The 16,805-nt window shown below is 71.3% G+C and carries 12 protein-coding genes; 4 read left to right on the forward strand and 8 right to left on the reverse strand.

The window, feature by feature from the left end; translation table 11 throughout:
* Positions 1-43: 43 nt before the first annotated feature.
* From ACIBG8_RS12975 to ACIBG8_RS13010, 8 genes are all read right to left on the reverse strand, one after another.
* Positions 44-2,998, reverse strand: a complete 2,955-nt coding sequence (locus tag ACIBG8_RS12975; protein ID WP_397342878.1) for a BTAD domain-containing putative transcriptional regulator — start codon at positions 2,996-2,998, stop codon at positions 44-46.
* 17 nt (positions 2,999-3,015) lie between these two features.
* A complete protein-coding gene (locus ACIBG8_RS12980; RefSeq protein WP_397342879.1) occupies positions 3,016-5,673 on the reverse strand; it encodes an AAA family ATPase in 2,658 nt (885 codons plus the stop codon).
* A 22-nt stretch (positions 5,674-5,695) separates the two neighbouring features.
* Positions 5,696-6,292 carry an amino acid-binding protein gene (locus ACIBG8_RS12985; protein ID WP_397342880.1) on the reverse strand — a complete coding sequence of 199 codons (597 nt, stop codon included), beginning with the start codon at positions 6,290-6,292 and terminating at the stop codon, positions 5,696-5,698.
* A gap of 260 nt (positions 6,293-6,552) precedes the next feature.
* Positions 6,553-7,758, reverse strand: coding sequence for a right-handed parallel beta-helix repeat-containing protein (locus ACIBG8_RS12990; RefSeq protein WP_397342881.1), 1,206 nt, complete (start codon positions 7,756-7,758; stop codon positions 6,553-6,555).
* 48 nt (positions 7,759-7,806) lie between these two features.
* Positions 7,807-9,612 carry a glycoside hydrolase family 13 protein gene (locus tag ACIBG8_RS12995; RefSeq protein WP_397342882.1) on the reverse strand — a complete coding sequence of 602 codons (1,806 nt, stop codon included), beginning with the start codon at positions 9,610-9,612 and terminating at the stop codon, positions 7,807-7,809.
* Between the two features lie 13 nt (positions 9,613-9,625).
* Positions 9,626-10,465, reverse strand: a complete 840-nt coding sequence (locus ACIBG8_RS13000; protein WP_397342883.1) for a sugar ABC transporter permease — start codon at positions 10,463-10,465, stop codon at positions 9,626-9,628.
* Positions 10,462-12,033: an ABC transporter permease subunit gene (locus ACIBG8_RS13005; protein WP_397342884.1), complete on the reverse strand. Its 1,572-nt coding sequence runs from the start codon at positions 12,031-12,033 to the stop codon at positions 10,462-10,464. The genes ACIBG8_RS13000 and ACIBG8_RS13005 overlap by 4 nt, the downstream gene beginning before the upstream one ends.
* Before the next feature lie 4 nt (positions 12,034-12,037).
* Positions 12,038-13,315, reverse strand: a complete 1,278-nt coding sequence (locus ACIBG8_RS13010; RefSeq protein ID WP_397342885.1) for an extracellular solute-binding protein — start codon at positions 13,313-13,315, stop codon at positions 12,038-12,040.
* Positions 13,316-13,580: 265 nt separating this feature from the next.
* Between ACIBG8_RS13010 and ACIBG8_RS13015 the strand changes: the two genes are divergently transcribed.
* Genes ACIBG8_RS13015 through ACIBG8_RS13030 form a run of 4 tightly spaced genes read left to right on the forward strand, consistent with a single transcriptional unit; the run spans position 13,581 to position 16,753 of the window.
* On the forward strand, positions 13,581-15,038 hold the full coding sequence (locus tag ACIBG8_RS13015) for a glycoside hydrolase family 13 protein (protein WP_397342886.1): 1,458 nt from the start codon (positions 13,581-13,583) through the stop codon (positions 15,036-15,038).
* A 19-nt stretch (positions 15,039-15,057) separates the two neighbouring features.
* Positions 15,058-15,999 carry an NAD-dependent epimerase/dehydratase family protein gene (locus ACIBG8_RS13020; protein ID WP_397342887.1) on the forward strand — a complete coding sequence of 314 codons (942 nt, stop codon included), beginning with the start codon at positions 15,058-15,060 and terminating at the stop codon, positions 15,997-15,999.
* Between the two features lie 17 nt (positions 16,000-16,016).
* Positions 16,017-16,376: a hypothetical protein gene (locus ACIBG8_RS13025; RefSeq protein ID WP_397342888.1), complete on the forward strand. Its 360-nt coding sequence runs from the start codon at positions 16,017-16,019 to the stop codon at positions 16,374-16,376.
* 32 nt (positions 16,377-16,408) lie between these two features.
* Positions 16,409-16,753, forward strand: a complete 345-nt coding sequence (locus ACIBG8_RS13030) for a Cpe/LpqF family protein (RefSeq protein WP_397342890.1) — start codon at positions 16,409-16,411, stop codon at positions 16,751-16,753.
* Positions 16,754-16,805: the final 52 nt, after the last annotated feature.

The raw sequence follows: 16,805 nt of genomic DNA on the forward strand, positions 1-16,805 counted from the left end.
CGCCGTTCGAGGTCGTCTGCGAGGTGGTGCGAGCGCTCCCGAGTCAGCGGGACCAGGAAGGGAGCACCCGTTCCGCCGCCAGGGACCGTAGCAGGAGCGTCTCCAGCCCGGCGATCCGCGGCGCGTTGCCGAGCCCGCCGTACAGCTCGACCGCCTCCTTCCAGGACAGCACCGCCGCCGCGCGGTCGCCAGAAGCCTCCTGCGCCCGCCCCGCCTCGGTCAGCACGGCGGCCAGCTCGTGCGCGGCGCCGCAGGATCGGGCGTGCTGCACCGCCTCCCGCGCCAGCGCCAGCGCGCGGGACACGTCCCCCGCCTCACGGGCCAGCCGGCTGAGCAGCCGCAGCGGCGCGGCCTTCAGGTAGGACAGGTCGAACTCGCGGGCGATGGCCAGCGCCCGCCTGCCCATGTCGGCCGCCTCGGGCAGCCCCTCGTCCGCGTACAGCTCGCCGATCTCGTACAGCAGGGCTGACTCGCGCAGCCGGTCGCCCAGCGCCCGCACGGTCTCCAGCGCCTCGGACAGCACCGCCCCGCTCCGCACGTAGTCGCCCCGCTCGCGCAGGATCCTGCCCAGCCTGCGTTGGACGTTCACCGCCCGCGCCCCGCGCGGCGTCCCCCGGCGCAGGTCGGCCAGCGCCCGGTCCAGGTCCCCCTGCAGGTAGTGGGCCAGGCTGAGGTCGCGCATCAGCGTCTCCTCGACCTCGCGCATGCCCTTCTCGACGGCGAGGCGCAACGCCTCGCCCATGGCGGCGAGCGCCTCCTGCCCCCTGCCGTCGTGCAGGTGGACCTGGGCCTGCTGCTGCAGCGCCTCGACCAGAGGCGCGGGCTCGTCCAGGCGCTGGAACAGCCGCACGGACTCCTCGACGAAGCCGCGCGCCAGGCGGCAGCGCCCGTCGACCATGGCGGACTCGGCCAGGTCGCGCAGCATGACGGCCTGCCCGCGCAGGTTGCCGGTGCGCCTGCACAGCTCCAGGGCGGCCAGGTGGGCCATGCGGCCGCTGTCGAAGTCGCCCTCCCTGCTCCAGAACTTCATCGACTCGGCGGCCAGCTCCCAGGCGAACTCGTCCAGCCCTTCGGCGCACGCCTGCTTGCCGACCGCGACCAGGTTGGCGCGTTCCGCGAGGTACCAGGCGTTGGGGTCGGCGACGAGGCGTTCCATACCGGTCCAGCCGTACCTGCGGGTCGTGCCTCTCGCGGGCCAGATCGACCGGTACGGCGTGACCTCCTGCGCGGTCTCCGCCAGCGCCAGCCAGCCGCCGAACGCGCGCGCCAGCGCCGCCTCGCGAACCTGGCGCGGCTCCTCCGCCGCCCGCTCCTCGGCGAACAGGCGGACCAGGTCGTGCAGCCGGTAGCGCATGTGGCCGGTGGCGTCGAGCCCGGACTCGTCCAGCAGCCGGGCGTCGACGAGCGCCTCGACCTGGGCGTCCGCCTCGGCGTCGAGCAGGGCTGAGGCGATCCAGCCGGGGAAGTCGCCGACGCGGGGCAGGGACAGCAGGCGCAGCAGCTGCTGCGCCTTGGCGGGCAGGTCGCGGTAGCTGAGGTCGAGGGAGGCGCGGACCTCCAGGTCGCCGATGGCCAGCTCGTCCAGGCGCCGCCTGCGGTCGGCCAGCCGTACGGCCAGGTGGGCCAGGCTCCAGCGGGGCCTGGCCACGAGCTTGGCCGCGGCGATGCGTACGGCGAGCGGCAGGTGCCCGCAGAGCCCGGCGAGCTCCCTGGCCGCCTCGGGCTCCGCCGCCACCCGCTCGCCCCCGGCGATCGTGGCCAGGAGCTCGACGGCCTGGTCCGGTTCGAAGATGTCGAGGTCGAGCAGCCGGGCGCCGTCGAGCCCGCCGAGCACGGTCCTGCTGGTCACCAGCACCCGGCAGGTGGGGCTGCCGGGCAGCAGGTGCCGCACCTGGGCCTCGGAGCGGGCGTCGTCGAGCACCATGAGGACCCTGCGCCCGGCCAGGCGGCTGCGCAGCAGCCCGGACACCTCCTCCAGACCCGCGGGTACGGCGGGGCCCTCGACGCCGAGCGCGCGCAGGAACCCGGCGGCCACCTGCGCCGGGTCGGCGCCGCGCAGGGTCGCGTAGAGCTGACCGTCGGGATAGCGCTCGGCCAGCCGGTGCGCCACGTGGACGGCCAGCGCGCTCTTGCCGACCCCGCCCCGTCCGGCGATGGCCGACACCCGGCTCTCCTCCTTCAGCAGCAGCTCGCACAGCTCGTCCCGCCCCACGAACCGGGCGACGGCCGGCGGGAGCTGCGCGGGAACCCTGGCACGTACGGCGGGCAGATCCTGGCGCAGCACCCGCGTGAACGCCTCGCGCAGCAGCGGCCCAGGGTCGACGCCGAGCTCCTCGTCGAGCCTGGCGCGCATGGCGTGGTAGACGGCGACGGCCTCCGCCTGGGTGCCCGCGCTCGCCAGCGTGAGCATCAGCTCGGCGTGCAGGGCCTCGTGCAGCGGTTCCCCGGCGGCGGCCGTGCGGAGCGCGGGCAGCACCTGGGCGCTCCTGCCGCACTCCAGCGCCGCCCCCGAGCAGGTCAGCAGCAGCGCGGTGCGTTCCGCCTCGACGGCGCGCACGCCGGGTAAGTCGCGGTCGAAGTCGGCGAGGCAGCCGCCCTGCCAGCAGGCCAGCGCCGCCAACCCCTCGTCGACGACGCGCTCAGGCCCGCCCGTCGCCCGCGCCGCGTGCTCGCGGAAGCGCAGCAGGTCGAGCTCGTCGGGGCGGGCGCTGAACAGGTAGCCGGTGGGGGTGGTGGCCAGGCGGGCGAAGCGTTGCGCGGGGTCGGGTTCGAGGCGGCTGCGCAGGCGTTTGACGTAGGTCTGGACGACGTTGACGCACGAGGCGGGCGGGTCGTCGCCCCACAACGCGTTGATGATCTCCGTGCGCGGCACGGGTCTCCCGGCGGAGAGCAGGAGCATGCCCAGGACGGCCCGCTGCATGGCGGGCCCCACCTCGACCTCCTCGCCCCCGCGCCACACACGTAACGGGCCTAGCACCTGAAAACGGAGCTTTGCCATGTCGTCGTCCCCAGTCCTTAACGGACCCCCGGGTCAAGACTAAACCTGGCCAGTTCCGTCCTGGTCGCCACGCCGAGTTTGGGGAAGGCGCGGTAGAGGTGGTGGCTGACGGTCTTGGGGCTGAGGAAGAGCTGCGCGCCGATCTCCTTGTTCGTGGCTCCCGTGGCGGCCAGCCGTACGACCTGCAGTTCTTGCGGGGTGAGCGCGGCCAGCGCGTCGGGGACGGGCCGCGCGGCCGTCTCCCCCGCCGCGCGCAGCTCGGCGCGGGCGTGCTCGGCCCAGGGGGCGGCGCCCAGCCGTTCGAACGCCTCCAGGGCGTCCCTGAGCTGCGCGCGGGCGTCGGTGATGCGCCGCTCCCTGCGCAGCCACTCGCCGTAGAGGAGGCGGGCGCGGGCCTGCTCGAAGGGCCGGTCCTGGTTCTGTACGGCACGCTCGAAGAGCCGCTCGTCGCCCGGCAACGCGTGGCAGCGGTCGCTCGCCGCGGTTGCCCACGCCTGGCCGGAGGCGTCCGCCCAGCTGTCGAAGCGGGCCAGGGGCTTCTTCGCCCGGTCCGGGGCGCCCAGCCGGAAGGCGGCCTCGACCTGGTCGGGGGCGAAGTACAGCGCCTGCACCTGGTCAGCGGCCTTCTCGAACCGGTCGAGCGCGGCCTCCCAGTGCCCGAGGCCCAGGTCGAGCATGGCCAGGGCGTACTCGCCCCAGGCCGCGCCGCTGGCGTTGCCCGCTGCGGCGAAGTGGCGCAGGTTGCGCTCCGCCAGGTCGCGACACCTGGCCTCGTCTCCGGCGACGGCGGCCAGGTAGGCGAGGACGCCCGCGAGGTGGGCGGCCCTGTGCCGCTGGCCGGTGTCCTCGGCGATGCGCAGCGCCTCCTCGGCCGTGCCGGCCGCGTCGCGGAAGAGGCCCAGGTGGAGCTCGGTCTCGGCGAGCTGGCCGAGGGCCGGGGGCAGCCAGCCGATCATGCCCTTGGCGCGGACCTCGCCGACCAGCTTGACCATGCTCTGGCGGGCGGTGGCGAAGTCGCCGGTGAGCATGGCCTGGGCGGTGTCGCTCAGCCGCAGGCCCTGGTCGCCCTCGCGCCTCCTCGGGACGTCGGCGGCCTTGCGCGTCAGCAGTCTCAGGCCGGTGCCCGGGTCGCCGGCGGACAGCTCGATGGCGCCTTGGAGGGTGAGGAGCATGGGGTCGTCGTCCGGGACGGGCACGGCTCTGAGGCGGGCGCAGACGGTGCGCAGGCCCTCGGTGTCGCCCGCCGACCAGGCGGCGCGGGCGGCGTCGGCCAGCATCGCCGTGGCGGTCCGGATGTCCGGCGCCTGGGCCGCGGCTTCGAGGAGGATCTCGGGGACGAGGCCCGGGGTGCCGTGCTCGAACTCGATCCTGGCCCGCACGTGTGCCAGCTCGGCGAAGATCCTCGGGAGCCTGTCGTCGGTTTCTTCGCGGCCCGCGTCGGCTGCGGTGGTGGCTGCCTGGTCGGCGAGGGTGCGGGCGCGGTCGGGCTGGCCCGCGTCGACGGCGGTCGTGGCGGCGGCGAGCAGCCGCCGCGCGCGGCCGGTCGCGTCGGGGGTGAGCCGCGCCGCCCGCTCCAGCGCCGTCGCGGCCGTAGCGTAGCCGGTGCGTTCCCTGGCCCGCTCGGCCGCCGACTCCAGCCCCGCCGCCGCCTCCTCGTCGGGACCGGTCGCGGCGGCAGCCAGGTGCCAGGCGCGCCTGTCCTGGTCGCCGACCACGTGAGCCAGCGCACGGTGTACGGCAAGCCGTTCCACGAACCCGGCGCTCTGGTAGGCGGCCGCCCTGGTCAGCGAGTGGCGGAAGGTGAGCGTGGACCCGGTGACGGTGACCAGCCCGTCCGCCTCCCGCAGCGCCTCCAGCGACAGCCCGAGCTCCTTCGCCGCCGCCAGGATCGTGCCGAGCTCGCCGCTCTCCTCGGCCGCGGCCACCACGAGCGCGCTGCGGGCCTGGGGCGGGAGTACGGCGATGCGCTTCTCGAAGGCTTCCTGCAACTTGCGCGGCAGCGGCAACGGCCCCATGTCCTCGAGCTGAGCAGCGGGGAGCTCGATCAGCGCGAGTGGGTTGCCGCCGGACTCCTCGACCACCCGGTCGCGCACGTGCTGGGGCAGTCCCGGCGCCCGCTGGGCGAGCAGCTCGCTCGCCGACTCCCGGTCGAGCCCGCCGACCTGCAGTTCTTCCAACCCCGGAGCGGTGAACTCGGCACGCGCCGAAAAGAGCATCGCCACGCCCTCGGCGTGCAGCCTGCGGGCGGCGAACAGGAGCGCGTCAGCCGACGCCTGGTCCAGCCATTGAGCGTCGTCGACCAGGCAGAGCAGCGGCCCGCTCTCGGCGAGCAGGGTGAGCGTGGCCACCCCGATGAGGAACCGGTCGGCTCCCCCGGCCGCCAGCCCGAACGCCCCGCGCAGGGCGTCGGCCTGCGGTCCAGGCAGGGCGTCGAGCCGGTCCAGCAGGGGACGCAGCACGAAGTGCAGCGCGCCGAACGGCAGCTCCGCCTCGGTCTCCACCCCGGCGCCGCGCAGCACGGGAAGCTCCCGCGCGTGCTCGGCCGCCGCGTCCAGGAGGGCGGTCTTGCCCACGCCCGGCTCGCCGCGCAGCACCAGCGCCCCGCTGACGCCGGTCGCCGCCTCCTCGATCAGCCGGTGGATCCGAGCCAGCTCAGCCGTACGCCCATGCAACACGAGCCGAGAGGCTACACCAAGCTCAGGGGGTGGCCATGCGGCCGACGAGCTCCACGATGCGGCCCGCGCGGTCGACCTCCGCGCGGTGGAACAACGGGCCCTCCACCCGACCGACGACCACCTGGAAACGTCCGGCGGGGACGACGAGCAGGCGCAGGTCGCCCTCCGTGTACGCGGACGGCCGGGGCGGCGACGGCGCGGGGAGCTTGACCTGCTCCGGCGCGCCCATACTGCCGTGCACCCGGTCGTCGCCGTCGAGGGCGGCCGCCCACTCCGCTCCGCACAACCCGGGCAGGGCGTCCACGAGCGTGGCGAACCCGCGCGCCGGGTCGGCGGCGACGTGCAGCAACAGGTCGTAGTCAGGCGCCGACCCGGGCACCTCCCTGGTCGGCCAGACCCCCTCCACGCGGACCCCGGGAACAGCCGACATACGCTCCCGTACGGACTCTGCCGTGGTCTGGCCAGGCCAGGAGACGGTGAAGTCGTCGACGGCCCTGCCAGACTCTCGTTCGAGTACGGTCACCTGCAGAATGTCGGCGCCGAGCACCCCCAGCGCCCTCGCCACCTGTCCCAGAGCCCCCGGGCGGTCGGGCAGCGACACCCTCAAACGCAGCAACATTGGGCCTCCCCTTTCCTGGGGATCCACGATGCCGGGTCAACATTTCCGGCACGTTCCACGGATATTTCCCCAGGATGAGGGCCGATTACTCGACATGTCCACCACCCACCCCCACCAGCCCCAGGAGATCCAGGGACGGCGGGCGCCTCCCCGAAGAGAGCTCGCGCGTCTCATGGCGAGCGTCCTCAGGGAGATCCAGCCACCGTCGGCGCAAGGGGCGGTGTCGGCCAAACCGGTCTTCACCGGGAAAGGCCAGCCGTCTACTGGTAGGCGCCCGCGTTCGGCGCGGACGAGGCGGCGCCGCCGTACCAGGAGGCCTTCAAGGAGACCGCATGCCCCAGCGCGGGCGACCCGGGACGCAGGTGGAGGTCGGACTTGGAGACATAAAGGGGGTCGGCGATCACCGACTTGGGGCCGAGCTTGAACTGCTTCGACCGCCCCAGGTACACGTTCCCCGCCTCGTCGGCCCCCGACCCGTCCTCGTACCCCATCTTCCCCCCCACCACGATCACGTTGTTGCGCAGCCGCAGGATCGACGGCGAGCACCCGTCATGACACGACCACCCGATCGTGTCCCGAGCCGTCAGGTACACCGAGTTGTGCACCGCCACCGTCCCCTTCACCGGCCCCACCACGTGCCGGGGCCCCCGGGTGACGAGGAACGATCCACGCGAACGGCTGGAGGTCACCACGTTGAACGCGAACACGTTCCCAGCGGCCGTCTTCCCCTTCTCCGCCCCCAGCTCCGTGAACGTCTCGTTGTTGCGCGAGAAGTTGCGCGTCACCCGGTTCCGATCCCCGTTGAAGATCTCGACAGCGGCCCCGTCGGTCTTGTAGTCGTGGCTCGACGCGTAACTACCGGAGATCGTGTTCCCGGTGACCAGGTTGTCGTCCCCGTTGAGAAGCACCCCGAACGCGCCGGAGTCGTCGTCGCCGCCCTCGGTGTCCACGCTCATCTTGTTGTTGTCGGTCAGCCTGGAGTCCCTGATCACGTTCCGCCGCCCGTCCGGAGTGACCCAGACGCCCGCGATGTTGTGGTCCGCCTCGACCCCGACGAGCTGGTTGCCGTCCCCGGCCACCTCGAACCCCGACCAGGCGCACGACGACGCCCGCACATCGGTGACCCGCCAGTAGTTCCCGCTGATCGACACGCACGCGGGCTCGCCCCCGCTGATCTTCGGCGTGGCCCCGGTCCCGTACGCCTGCACGACGATCGGCTTGGCCGCCGTGCCCTTGGCCGACAGGGTGAGCGTCCCGCTCCAGCTGCTGCCGCGCTTGAAGCTGACCGCGTCGCCCGGCTTGAAGTCGTGCCCGCTGACCTTCTCCAGCGACTTCCACGGCTTGGTCGCCGAGGTTCCGGCCGCCGCGTCGTCGCCCGCCTTGGAGTCCACGTAGTACGTGGTTCCCGCCACGGCTTGGGGTACGGCGGGGGCCAGCAGGACCACGGCCATGGAGAGGAACCTCATGGGCACACCTAGTTGAAAATAGGACGGAAAAGGCCCACCGTAGCGTGATCAGGTGCCCGTGGCGAGACGCCAGACCCGAAGGCCCGGACCATCGCCCGGAATGACTAGATCGTCCAGGTCCGTGGCGTTATAGACCCCCAAAGCACGGGTGTCGAACGGCAGCGCCAGCGGCTCACCCGGCGCCCGCCGCGCGCACACCAGCAGCGACTCCTCCGCCGTCTCGCGGAGGAACACCAGGCAGTCGGCGTCCGCGTGCAGCCACCGCAGGCCGCCGTGGCGCAGCGCGGGCTCGGCCCTGCGCAGGGCGAACAGCGTCTTGTACGCCTCGTGGGTGCTCTCGTCCCTGTCCTGCGGGCGGTTCCAGGGCATCGGGGTCCTGGAGTGCTCGCCGTTGACGCCGGTGAGCCCGAACTCGCTGCCCGCGAAGATCATCGGCACTCCGGGAAGCGTGGCCTGCAGCCCGGCGGCCACCAGGTGGCGCTCCTGCGTTCCGGTGACCGTACGGGCGCGTGGGGAGTCGTGGGAGTCGAGGAGCTGCCACGAGTGGGTGAACGAGCGCCACGACATGTGCGCGGAGAACGCCTGGAACGAGGCGAGCGCCTGGCCGCCGTCGCGGGACGGCACGCCGCCCGGCACGCCGAGGAAGTGCTCCAGGTCGAGGTCGTCGCCGCGCAGCCAGGTCCAGACGGGCCTGGTGAAGCCGCCGTAGTTCATGGTGCCCTGCCAGCCGTCCCTGTCCAGGTCGGTGGTGGCGTCGTGGTTGTGCTCGGCGATGAAGGCGGCGTCGGGGCGCGTGGAGCTGACGGCTCGCCTGAGGGAGGCGGCCACCTCGTGGTTGAAGTCGTCTGCGCCGCGCCTGCCGGTCATGTTGGCCACGTCGACGCGCCAGCCGTCCAGCACGTCCAGCCACTTCGTCAGCACGGCCGTCATCCGCTCGCGCACCAGCGGGCTGCCCCAGTTGAACTTGGGCAGCGTCTTGACGCCGAACCACGCCTCGTAGTCGCCGGTGTCGGGGTCGAAGTAGAACATCTCCCGTTCCGGGGCGTTCACGTCGGACACGGCGGCGGTGAACCACTCGTGGGCGTCGCCGCAGTGGTTGGTCGTGATGTCGCCCAGCAGCCGCATGCCGCGCTCGCGCAGCGCCGTCGACAGCCGCAGCAGGGCCGCGTCGCCGCCGAGCAGCGGGTCGACGTGGTCGAAGCTGGAGGCGTTGTAGCGGTGGTTGGACCGCCCGGGGAAGATCGGCGTCAGGTATACGGTGTCCACCCCGAGCTCCTGGATGTGGTCAAGGTGCTCGATGACGCCGTCGAGGTCGCCGCCGAAGAACTGCTCCGCCGTACCGGGGCCGCTGGGGATGACCGCGTCGCCGTCCCAGTCGCGGGCAAGCGCCCATTCGGGCAGCGCGTCGCGGTCGAGCGGCTTGGACTGGGCGAAGCGGTCGGGGAAGATCTGGTAGACCACCGCGTCCTTCGTCCAGGCGGGCGGGGCCTCGTGCGCGACCAGCCGGAAGTCGGTGGCGTCCGTCACGTCGTGCTCGACCAGGCCCGCCGCCGTCAGCCAGGCCTGGCCGTACGCCGTGTGCAGCAGGAAGCGGTACGGCGTGACGTGGTCGACGGCGGTGATCTCCGCCTCCCACCACTCGTCCGCCGCGCCGTACCCACCTGCCTGGAAAGACGTACGGCGCGCCTCGGTGAAGCGGGGTTCGCCGTCGTAGACCGTGCGGACGTGGACCGCGGTCACCTCGGCTGCCAGGGGCACCCGCGCCCGCACGACGACGTGCCCGCCGAGCTCGGGTTCGAGGGTCGAGACGTAGAGGGCCGAGCCGTCGTGATGCGGCTGGTCGACGAAACGCACAGGTGGAGCCCTTTCAGCCCTTGACGGCGCCGGCGGTGAGGCCGGAGACGATGTATTTCTGCAGCCACATGAAGACGCCGACGGTGGGGACGGCGGTGATGAGGGTGGCAACGGCGAACATCCCGAAGTTCTCGTTGCGCCGGTCACCGGCGATCATCCCGAACATGCCGACGGCGAGCGTCTTGGCGTCGGCGTCCTTGAGGAAGACGTTGGCGAGGATGAACTCGTTCATGATGCCGATGAACGCCAGCAGCGCGGTGACCGCGAGGATCGGCGTCACCAGCGGCAGGATGATCTTCCAGAAGATCTGCACGTGCGAGGCGCCGTCCACGGTGGCCGACTCGTCCAGCTCCTTCGGCACGGTGTCGAGGAAGCCCTTCATCAGCCAGGTGTTCACGCCCAGCGCGCCGCCCAGGTAGAGCAGCAGCAGGCCCCACACGGTGTCGAAGCCGAACGCCGGGTACAGCTCGGTCACCCTGGTGAAGATCATGAAGATCGCCACGATGGCCAGGAACTGCGGGAACATCTGGATGAGCAGCAGCGCCAGCAGCCCGACGCGGCGCCCGGCGAAACGCATGCGGCTGAACGCGTAGGCGGCGAACAGGCTGAGCAGCAGGCTGGCGAACGACGACACCAGCGCGATGAACACCGAGTTGAAGAACCACCTGGCGAACGGGTAGCGGTCGGAGCTGAACAGTTCGGCCACGTTGTGCAGGCTCACCCCGCTGGGGATCAGCTGCGAGGAGGACAGCGTGCCGAGCGGGTTGAGCGCCGCCGAGACCACGAACACGATCGGGAAGAGCGCGAAGACCACCACGACCAGCAGGAAAACGTGCCTGAGCGCGAGTTTCATGCGTAGACCTCCTCCTGCTTGCGTGTCCTCCTGAACGCGACGGCCGAGATCAACGCCACGATGGCGAAGATGAAGACCGAGATCGCCGCGGCGAAGCCGAACTGCGCGGAGCCGGTGCCGAAGGCCAGCCTGAAGGTGTAGGTGATGAGCAGGTCGGTGGCGCCGACCTGGACGCTGTCCACGGAGAACGGCCCGCCGTCCGTGGTCAGCCGGATCGCGTTGAAGTTGTTGAAGTTGAACGCGAACGACGAGATCAGCAGCGGCGTCAGCGCGACCAGCAGCAGGGGCAGCGTCACCTTGCGGAAGGCGTGCCACGGCGGCGCGCCGTCGATGCTGGCCGCCTCGGTCAGCTCCCTCGGGATCGCCTGCAGCGCGCCCGTGGTCACCAGGAACATGTAGGGGAAGCCGAGCCACAGGTTGACCAGGATGACGGCGAACCTGGCGGTGGACGGGGTGCCCAGCCAGTCGACGTTCAGCCCGAGCAGCTGGTTGATGAGGCCGAAGTCGCGGTTGAACATGTCACGCCAGATGAGCAGCATCGCGAACGACGGCATGGCGTAGGGCAGGATCAGCGCGATCCGGTAGATCTTGGTGCCGCGCATCTTCGGGTGGTGCAGCGCCAGCGCCACGGCCATGCCGAGGGCGAACGTGCCGGCCACCGACAGGAGCGCGAAGACGACGTTCCAGGTGAAGACGCCGAAGAAGTAGCCGGAGATCGTCGGGTCGGTCAGCACGCGAGTGAAGTTGGACAGTCCGACGTTGACCTGCCAGCCCTGGGTGAGGTGCTGGCCCTTGGCGTCGACGAAGAAGCCGGTGTCTGCGTTGGCGCGGTATTTTTCGCCGGTGTCTGCGTCGGTGACGCAGTCGCAGTCCGCCGAGTAGCTCTTGGCTGCCTTGCCCTCGAAGGCGCGGCTCAGCCCGTTGGCCTTGATCGCCCCACCCGGGGTGGGTACGGCAAGCTCCTGGATCTCCTTCTGCCGCGCGGCCGCCTCGGGCGCCTTGAGCACCGTGTAGCCGGGGGCCTCGATCACCTTGCCGGTGATGCCGACCTTGGCGCCGGGCAGCGGGGACACGCCCTGCGGAGTGCCGACCTGGACCTGCTTGGTCTTGGTGTCGGCGAGCAGGAAGACGAGCGTGCCGTCCTTGACCCCGGCGGTCAGGTTGTACTCCGGCGAGCCGGGCACCTGCCGTACGGAACCCGTCTCGATCGCGGTGATGGCCGCCTGCTTGTCTCCCCTGTGCCCGTCGCCGAAGTTGGTGAAGGCGGTGGTGACCGTATAGATCACCGGGAAGACCTGGAAGGCGATCAGGAAGATCGTGCCGGGCACCAGGTACTTGGCCGGGATGTGGCGCGGCGTGAGATACAGGTAGCAGGTGGCGGCGGCCACCACGCCCACGAGCGTGAGCGCGGGCCACGACTGCTCCGCCACCAGCGGCGGCACCACGAACAGCAGGATCGCCGCGGTGATCGCGAGCACCGCGATCCTCGTCACCACGAAGGCCGTGGTGACGTTCCTCCGCCGGGGCCCCGGGGCGGTGCCCGGGGCCTTGTTCGTCGCGAGGGGCATCAGGTCAGTTCTTCAGCGACTTCTCGATGGCCGACTGCGCGGCCGCTGCGGCCTTGGCGCCGTCGCCGCCCTTGACGACCGAGGCCTCGGCGATGCCGAACGGCTCCCAGATGGCCGACATCTCGGGAATGGCCGGCATGGGGAAGCCGTTCTTGCCCGCCTCCATGAACTTGGCGGCGTTCGGGTCGGCGGCCTTGACGGTCTCGAGCGCGGCGGTCAGGGCCGGGGGACGCGGGTCGGCGTCGTAGAGGGCCTTGGCGACGTCCTCGTTGGTCACGTAGTTGGTGACGAACTCCTGCGCGAGCGCCTTGCTCTTGCCCTTGGAGGCGACGAAGAACGACTGCACGCCGACGAACGGGGTGGCGGGCTGGCCGTCCTTGAAGCCGGGCACGGCGGTGATGTCGACGTCGACGCCGGCCTTCTTGATGTCGCCCATCGCCCAGGGGCCGGAGATGAGGTAGGCGCACTTGCCGCCGGCGAAGCTGGAGATGTAGTTCTCGTTGGTGATCGACGTCTTGAGCGCGCCGTCACCCTTCTCGCCGAGGTCCTTGAGCTTGCCGAACGCCTTGACCGAGCCCTCGGAGCCGAGCATGACCTTCTTGGGGTCGGGGTCGCCGGTGGCCGTGGTGCCGAACAGCGAGCCGCCGCCCGAGGCGAAGATCGGGTAGACGTGGAACGCGTCGCCCTTCTGGGTGACGGGCAGGCAGAGGATCTCCTTGACCTTGCCGGCCGCCTTGAGCGCCTTGCCGCTCTTGACGAGGTCCTCGATGGTGGCGGGGGCTTCCGGGGCGAGCTTGGTGTTGCGGATCAGCGCGATGTTCTCGACCGCGTACGGCGCGCCGTACACCTGGCCGTTGAAGGTAACCGCCTTCATGGCGATCTCCGAGAAGGACGCCTTCTGCTCGGCGGTGAGGTTGACCGGGTCGATGGCGCCGTTCTGGACGAGGTTGCCGATCCAGTCGTGCGCGCCGATCATGATGTCGGGGCCGCTGCCCTGCTGGGAGGCGGTGACGAAGACCTGCTGGTTGTTGTCGCTGATCTCCTTGACCTCGACGGTCACGCCGTTCTCCGTGCCGAACTTCTCGGCGAAGGGCTTGAGCGCCTTGGTCCTGTTCGGGTCGGCCCAGATCACGAGCTTGCCGGCGGCCTGGGTGGCCGAGGGCGCTGCCGACGTCGCAGCCTGGCTGGGCGAGGGGGCGGCCGTGCCGCTGCCGCCGCCACACGCGGTGGCGCCGAAGGCCACGGTCGCGAGGGCGGCCACACCCAGAGCTCGGATGCGCATGAATCCTCCTGGTTGATGATGATTCGCCACGTACACGGGGGCATGACCTGCTATGCGGCGTATGTTTCCGGGACGTTAGCGGGTCATTGCAAGAATTGGAAGAACTTGCGAAGCCTCTTTACCGGACTGCGACCTCTCAGGCGTCCTCGCACGGGGTATTCACACTGCATGGCGTGGGTTTGCAAGCTTTCCGCAAGTTTCGCTTGACCATGGGTAACCTCCCGCGCCATCCTGCATCGGGACATCGAGGACATGGAGGAACCAGATGCTCGACTGGTGGCGTGATGCCGTTGTGTACCAGGTCTACCCCCGCAGCTTCGCCGACGCCAGCGGCGACGGCGTCGGGGATCTGCAAGGGGTGCGCGGCAAGCTCGGCTACCTGTCCGACCTCGGAGTCGACGCGATCTGGCTGAGCCCCTTCTACACCTCGCCCCTGGCCGACGGAGGTTACGACGTCGCCGACTACCGCGACGTGGACCCGAGGTTCGGCACGCTGGCCGACTTCGACGCGCTGGTCGCTGACGCGCACGCGCTCGGCATCAGGGTGATCGTCGACATCGTGCCGAACCACACCTCCTCGGCGCACCCGTGGTTCCGCGACGGGCTGCGCGAGCGCTACATCTTCCGCGACGAGCCGAACGACTGGCAGTCGATCTTCGGCGGGCCGGCGTGGACACAGGTGTCCGACGGGCAGTGGTACCTGCACCTGTTCGACCCCTCGCAGCCCGACCTCAACTGGGACAACCCAGACGTGCGCGCCGAGTTCCGCGACATCCTGCGGTTCTGGCTGGACCGGGGGGTCGACGGGTTCAGGATCGACGTGGCGCACGGCATGGTCAAGGCCGCCGGGCTGCCGTCGGTCGGGACCGCGTCGTCCGTGGAGATGCTGGACGACGCGGACGTGCCGTACTTCGACCAGGACGGCGTGCACGACATCTACCGCGAGTGGCGCCCGATCCTCGACTCCTACCCGGGCGGGCGGATGGCCGTGGCCGAGGCGTGGGTGGCCTCCCCCGAGCGGCTGGCCCGCTACATCGGCCCCGACGAGCTGCACCAGGCGTTCAACTTCGAGTTCATGATGGCCTCGTACGGTGCCAAGTCGTTCCGCGACGTGATCGACAAGTCGCTGGCCGAGGCGCGCGTGGTGGGCGCGCCGACCACGTGGGTGCTGTCCAACCACGACAAACCCCGCCACGTCACCAGGCACGGCTCGCTCGCCAGGGCGCGGGCCGCCACGCTGCTGATGCTGGCCCTGCCCGGTTCCGCCTACCTCTACAACGGCGAGGAGCTCGGCCTGCCCGAGGTGCTCGACCTGCCGGACGAGCTGCGCGAGGACCCGGCGTTCCTGCGCACGGGCGAGTCGCGCGACGGGTGCCGGGTGCCGCTGCCGTGGACGCGCGACCTGGGCTGGACGAACCCCTGGCTGCCGATCCCGGCTTCCTGGGGCGAGCTGAGCGTCGAGGCGCAGGAGGGCGACCCCGGCTCGACGCTGGAGTTCTACCGCGCCGCGCTGCGGCTGCGCCGGGGACTGAGCGGCGACGAGGTGACGTGGCTCGACTCCCCCAAGGACGTGCTGGCGATGCGCCGGGGCATCACGGTCGTGATGAACACCGGCGAGACCCCTGTTCCCATCGACGGTCAGGTCCTGCTGGCCAGTGGGCCGCTGGGGGCGGACGGGTCGCTGCCGCCCGACACGACCGTGTGGCTTGTCACAGGGGAGTAGGTCATCTCGTCCCCCTTACATGAGAGTTTTCGTCGCAGGCGCTTCAGGAGCGCTCGGTACGCAGCTGATCCCCCAACTCCTCGCCGCCGGTCACGAGGTCGTGGCCATGGTCAGGTCACCGTCCAAGGAGGGCGCGCTCCACGCCCTCGGCGCCAGGACCGCCCTGGCCGACGCCCTCGACCGGGACGCGGTGGCCCGCGCGGTGGGCGAGACGGTGCCCGACGTCATCGTGCACCAGCTCACCGCCCTGTCCGGCGCGCCCGACCTCCGGCACCCCGACCGCTACTTCGCGATGACCAACCGGTTGCGCACCGAGGGCACCGACCACCTCCTCGCCGCGGGGCGCGCTGCCGGGGTGCGCCGGGTGGTGGCGCAGAGCTACGCCGGCTGGCCGTACGCGCGCACGGGCGGGCCGGTCAAGACGGAAAGCGACCCGCTCGACCCCGACCCGCCCGCTGCCCTGCGGACCACGCTGGCGGCGATCCGCCACGTGGAGGAGGCGGTCACCGCGCAGCCCGGCGGGGTGGTGCTGCGTTACGGCGGCTTCTACGGTCCCGGGACCGGGCTCAGCCGCGCAGCCGACTCCCCCATGGCCGTCCCGGTGCGCAAGCGGCAGTTCCCGCTGGTCGGCGGGGGTGGCGGGGTGTGGTCGTTCATCCACATCGAGGACGCGGCCACCGCGACCGTCGCCGCCGTCCAGGGCGGGGCCGACGGCATCTACAACATCGTCGACGACGAGCCGGCTCCGGTGCGCGAGTGGCTGCCCGCGCTGGCCGACGCGCTGGGCGCGAAGCCGCCGCTGCGGGTGCCGCGGTGGCTGGGACGGCTGGCGGCGGGCGAGGCGGGTGCGGTCATGATGACCGAGGTGCGCGGCGCGTCGAACGCCAAGGCCAAGCGGGAGCTCGGCTGGCGGCCGCGGTATGCGAGCTGGAGGGAGGGGTTCGCCAAGGGGCTGGGGTGAGCGGGTATCGTGCGGTCATGATCGAACTGGGCTCGCGGGAACGGAAGCAGCCCGCCCCGCCGGGGATCGTCTGGGAATGCCTCACCAACCCCCACCGCCCCGGCGGCCGCCCGTGGCTGGATTTGCACGACGACGAACACGACCCCCGCATCCTGGCCTCGACCCCGACGACCGGGGTGACATGGTCCTCCCTGTGGCCCGCACGGCCGGACGACGTGATCGTCTTCACCCTCCGCCCCTCTTCTGACGGCGGCTGCGCCCTCCGCTGGACCCTCCTCACCCCCGGGCCCCCTCCTCCCCCGGAAACCCTGGGTCATCTACGGCACCGCCTGAACTACCTGATCAACGCGTCGCTGCGCTTTTCCTTTGGCCAGTGAACCTGGCGGGTCCGCCGTACGACTGAACAGGCATGCGATTCCGCGTCTGGCTGATCGTGCTCCTCATGACCGCCGCCTGCGACCAGGGCCGCTCGACGATCCCCACGACCCCCGTGGGCAGGCAACTGACCTGGTTCCTCTCCGCCGCCCCCACCCCACCCATCCCGGACACCGCCCTGACCAGCCACGTGGCGGACCCAGTGCTGGCGAAGCACCTAAAGGCAGGCCTCCCGGGTGTGAAGCTGACCCGCATCACCGGCGTCCAGCCGGGCGCGATGCAAGGCGTCTTCTCCACCGACACGGGCCCGCTCAGCTTCTCCCTGACGGTCGACGACACCGGCAAGATCGCCACCCTGCATTGGGAACCCAAGCCCTAGACGCTCAAACGCCTTCAACGCCAGTTGCCCAAGCGCCGGAAGCGACAGGCCG

Source organism: Nonomuraea sp. NPDC050556, assembly GCF_044457355.1.
In the GTDB taxonomy this organism is placed as follows: domain Bacteria; phylum Actinomycetota; class Actinomycetes; order Streptosporangiales; family Streptosporangiaceae; genus Nonomuraea.

Excerpts from the sequence above, each read along its gene's own strand:
- ACIBG8_RS13010 (WP_397342885.1), bottom strand. The coding sequence starts at position 13,315 with ATGCGCATCCGAGCTCTGGGTGTGGCCGCCCTCGCGACCGTGGCCTTC.
- ACIBG8_RS13015 (WP_397342886.1), top strand. The coding sequence starts at position 13,581 with ATGCTCGACTGGTGGCGTGATGCCGTTGTGTACCAGGTCTACCCCCGC.
- ACIBG8_RS13020 (WP_397342887.1), top strand. The coding sequence starts at position 15,058 with ATGAGAGTTTTCGTCGCAGGCGCTTCAGGAGCGCTCGGTACGCAGCTG.
- ACIBG8_RS12975 (WP_397342878.1), bottom strand. The coding sequence starts at position 2,998 with ATGGCAAAGCTCCGTTTTCAGGTGCTAGGCCCGTTACGTGTGTGGCGC.
- ACIBG8_RS13025 (WP_397342888.1), top strand. The coding sequence starts at position 16,017 with ATGATCGAACTGGGCTCGCGGGAACGGAAGCAGCCCGCCCCGCCGGGG.
- ACIBG8_RS13030 (WP_397342890.1), top strand. The coding sequence starts at position 16,409 with ATGCGATTCCGCGTCTGGCTGATCGTGCTCCTCATGACCGCCGCCTGC.
- ACIBG8_RS13000 (WP_397342883.1), bottom strand. The coding sequence starts at position 10,465 with ATGAAACTCGCGCTCAGGCACGTTTTCCTGCTGGTCGTGGTGGTCTTC.
- ACIBG8_RS13005 (WP_397342884.1), bottom strand. The coding sequence starts at position 12,033 with ATGCCCCTCGCGACGAACAAGGCCCCGGGCACCGCCCCGGGGCCCCGG.
- ACIBG8_RS12990 (WP_397342881.1), bottom strand. The coding sequence starts at position 7,758 with ATGAGGTTCCTCTCCATGGCCGTGGTCCTGCTGGCCCCCGCCGTACCC.
- ACIBG8_RS12985 (WP_397342880.1), bottom strand. The coding sequence starts at position 6,292 with ATGTTGCTGCGTTTGAGGGTGTCGCTGCCCGACCGCCCGGGGGCTCTG.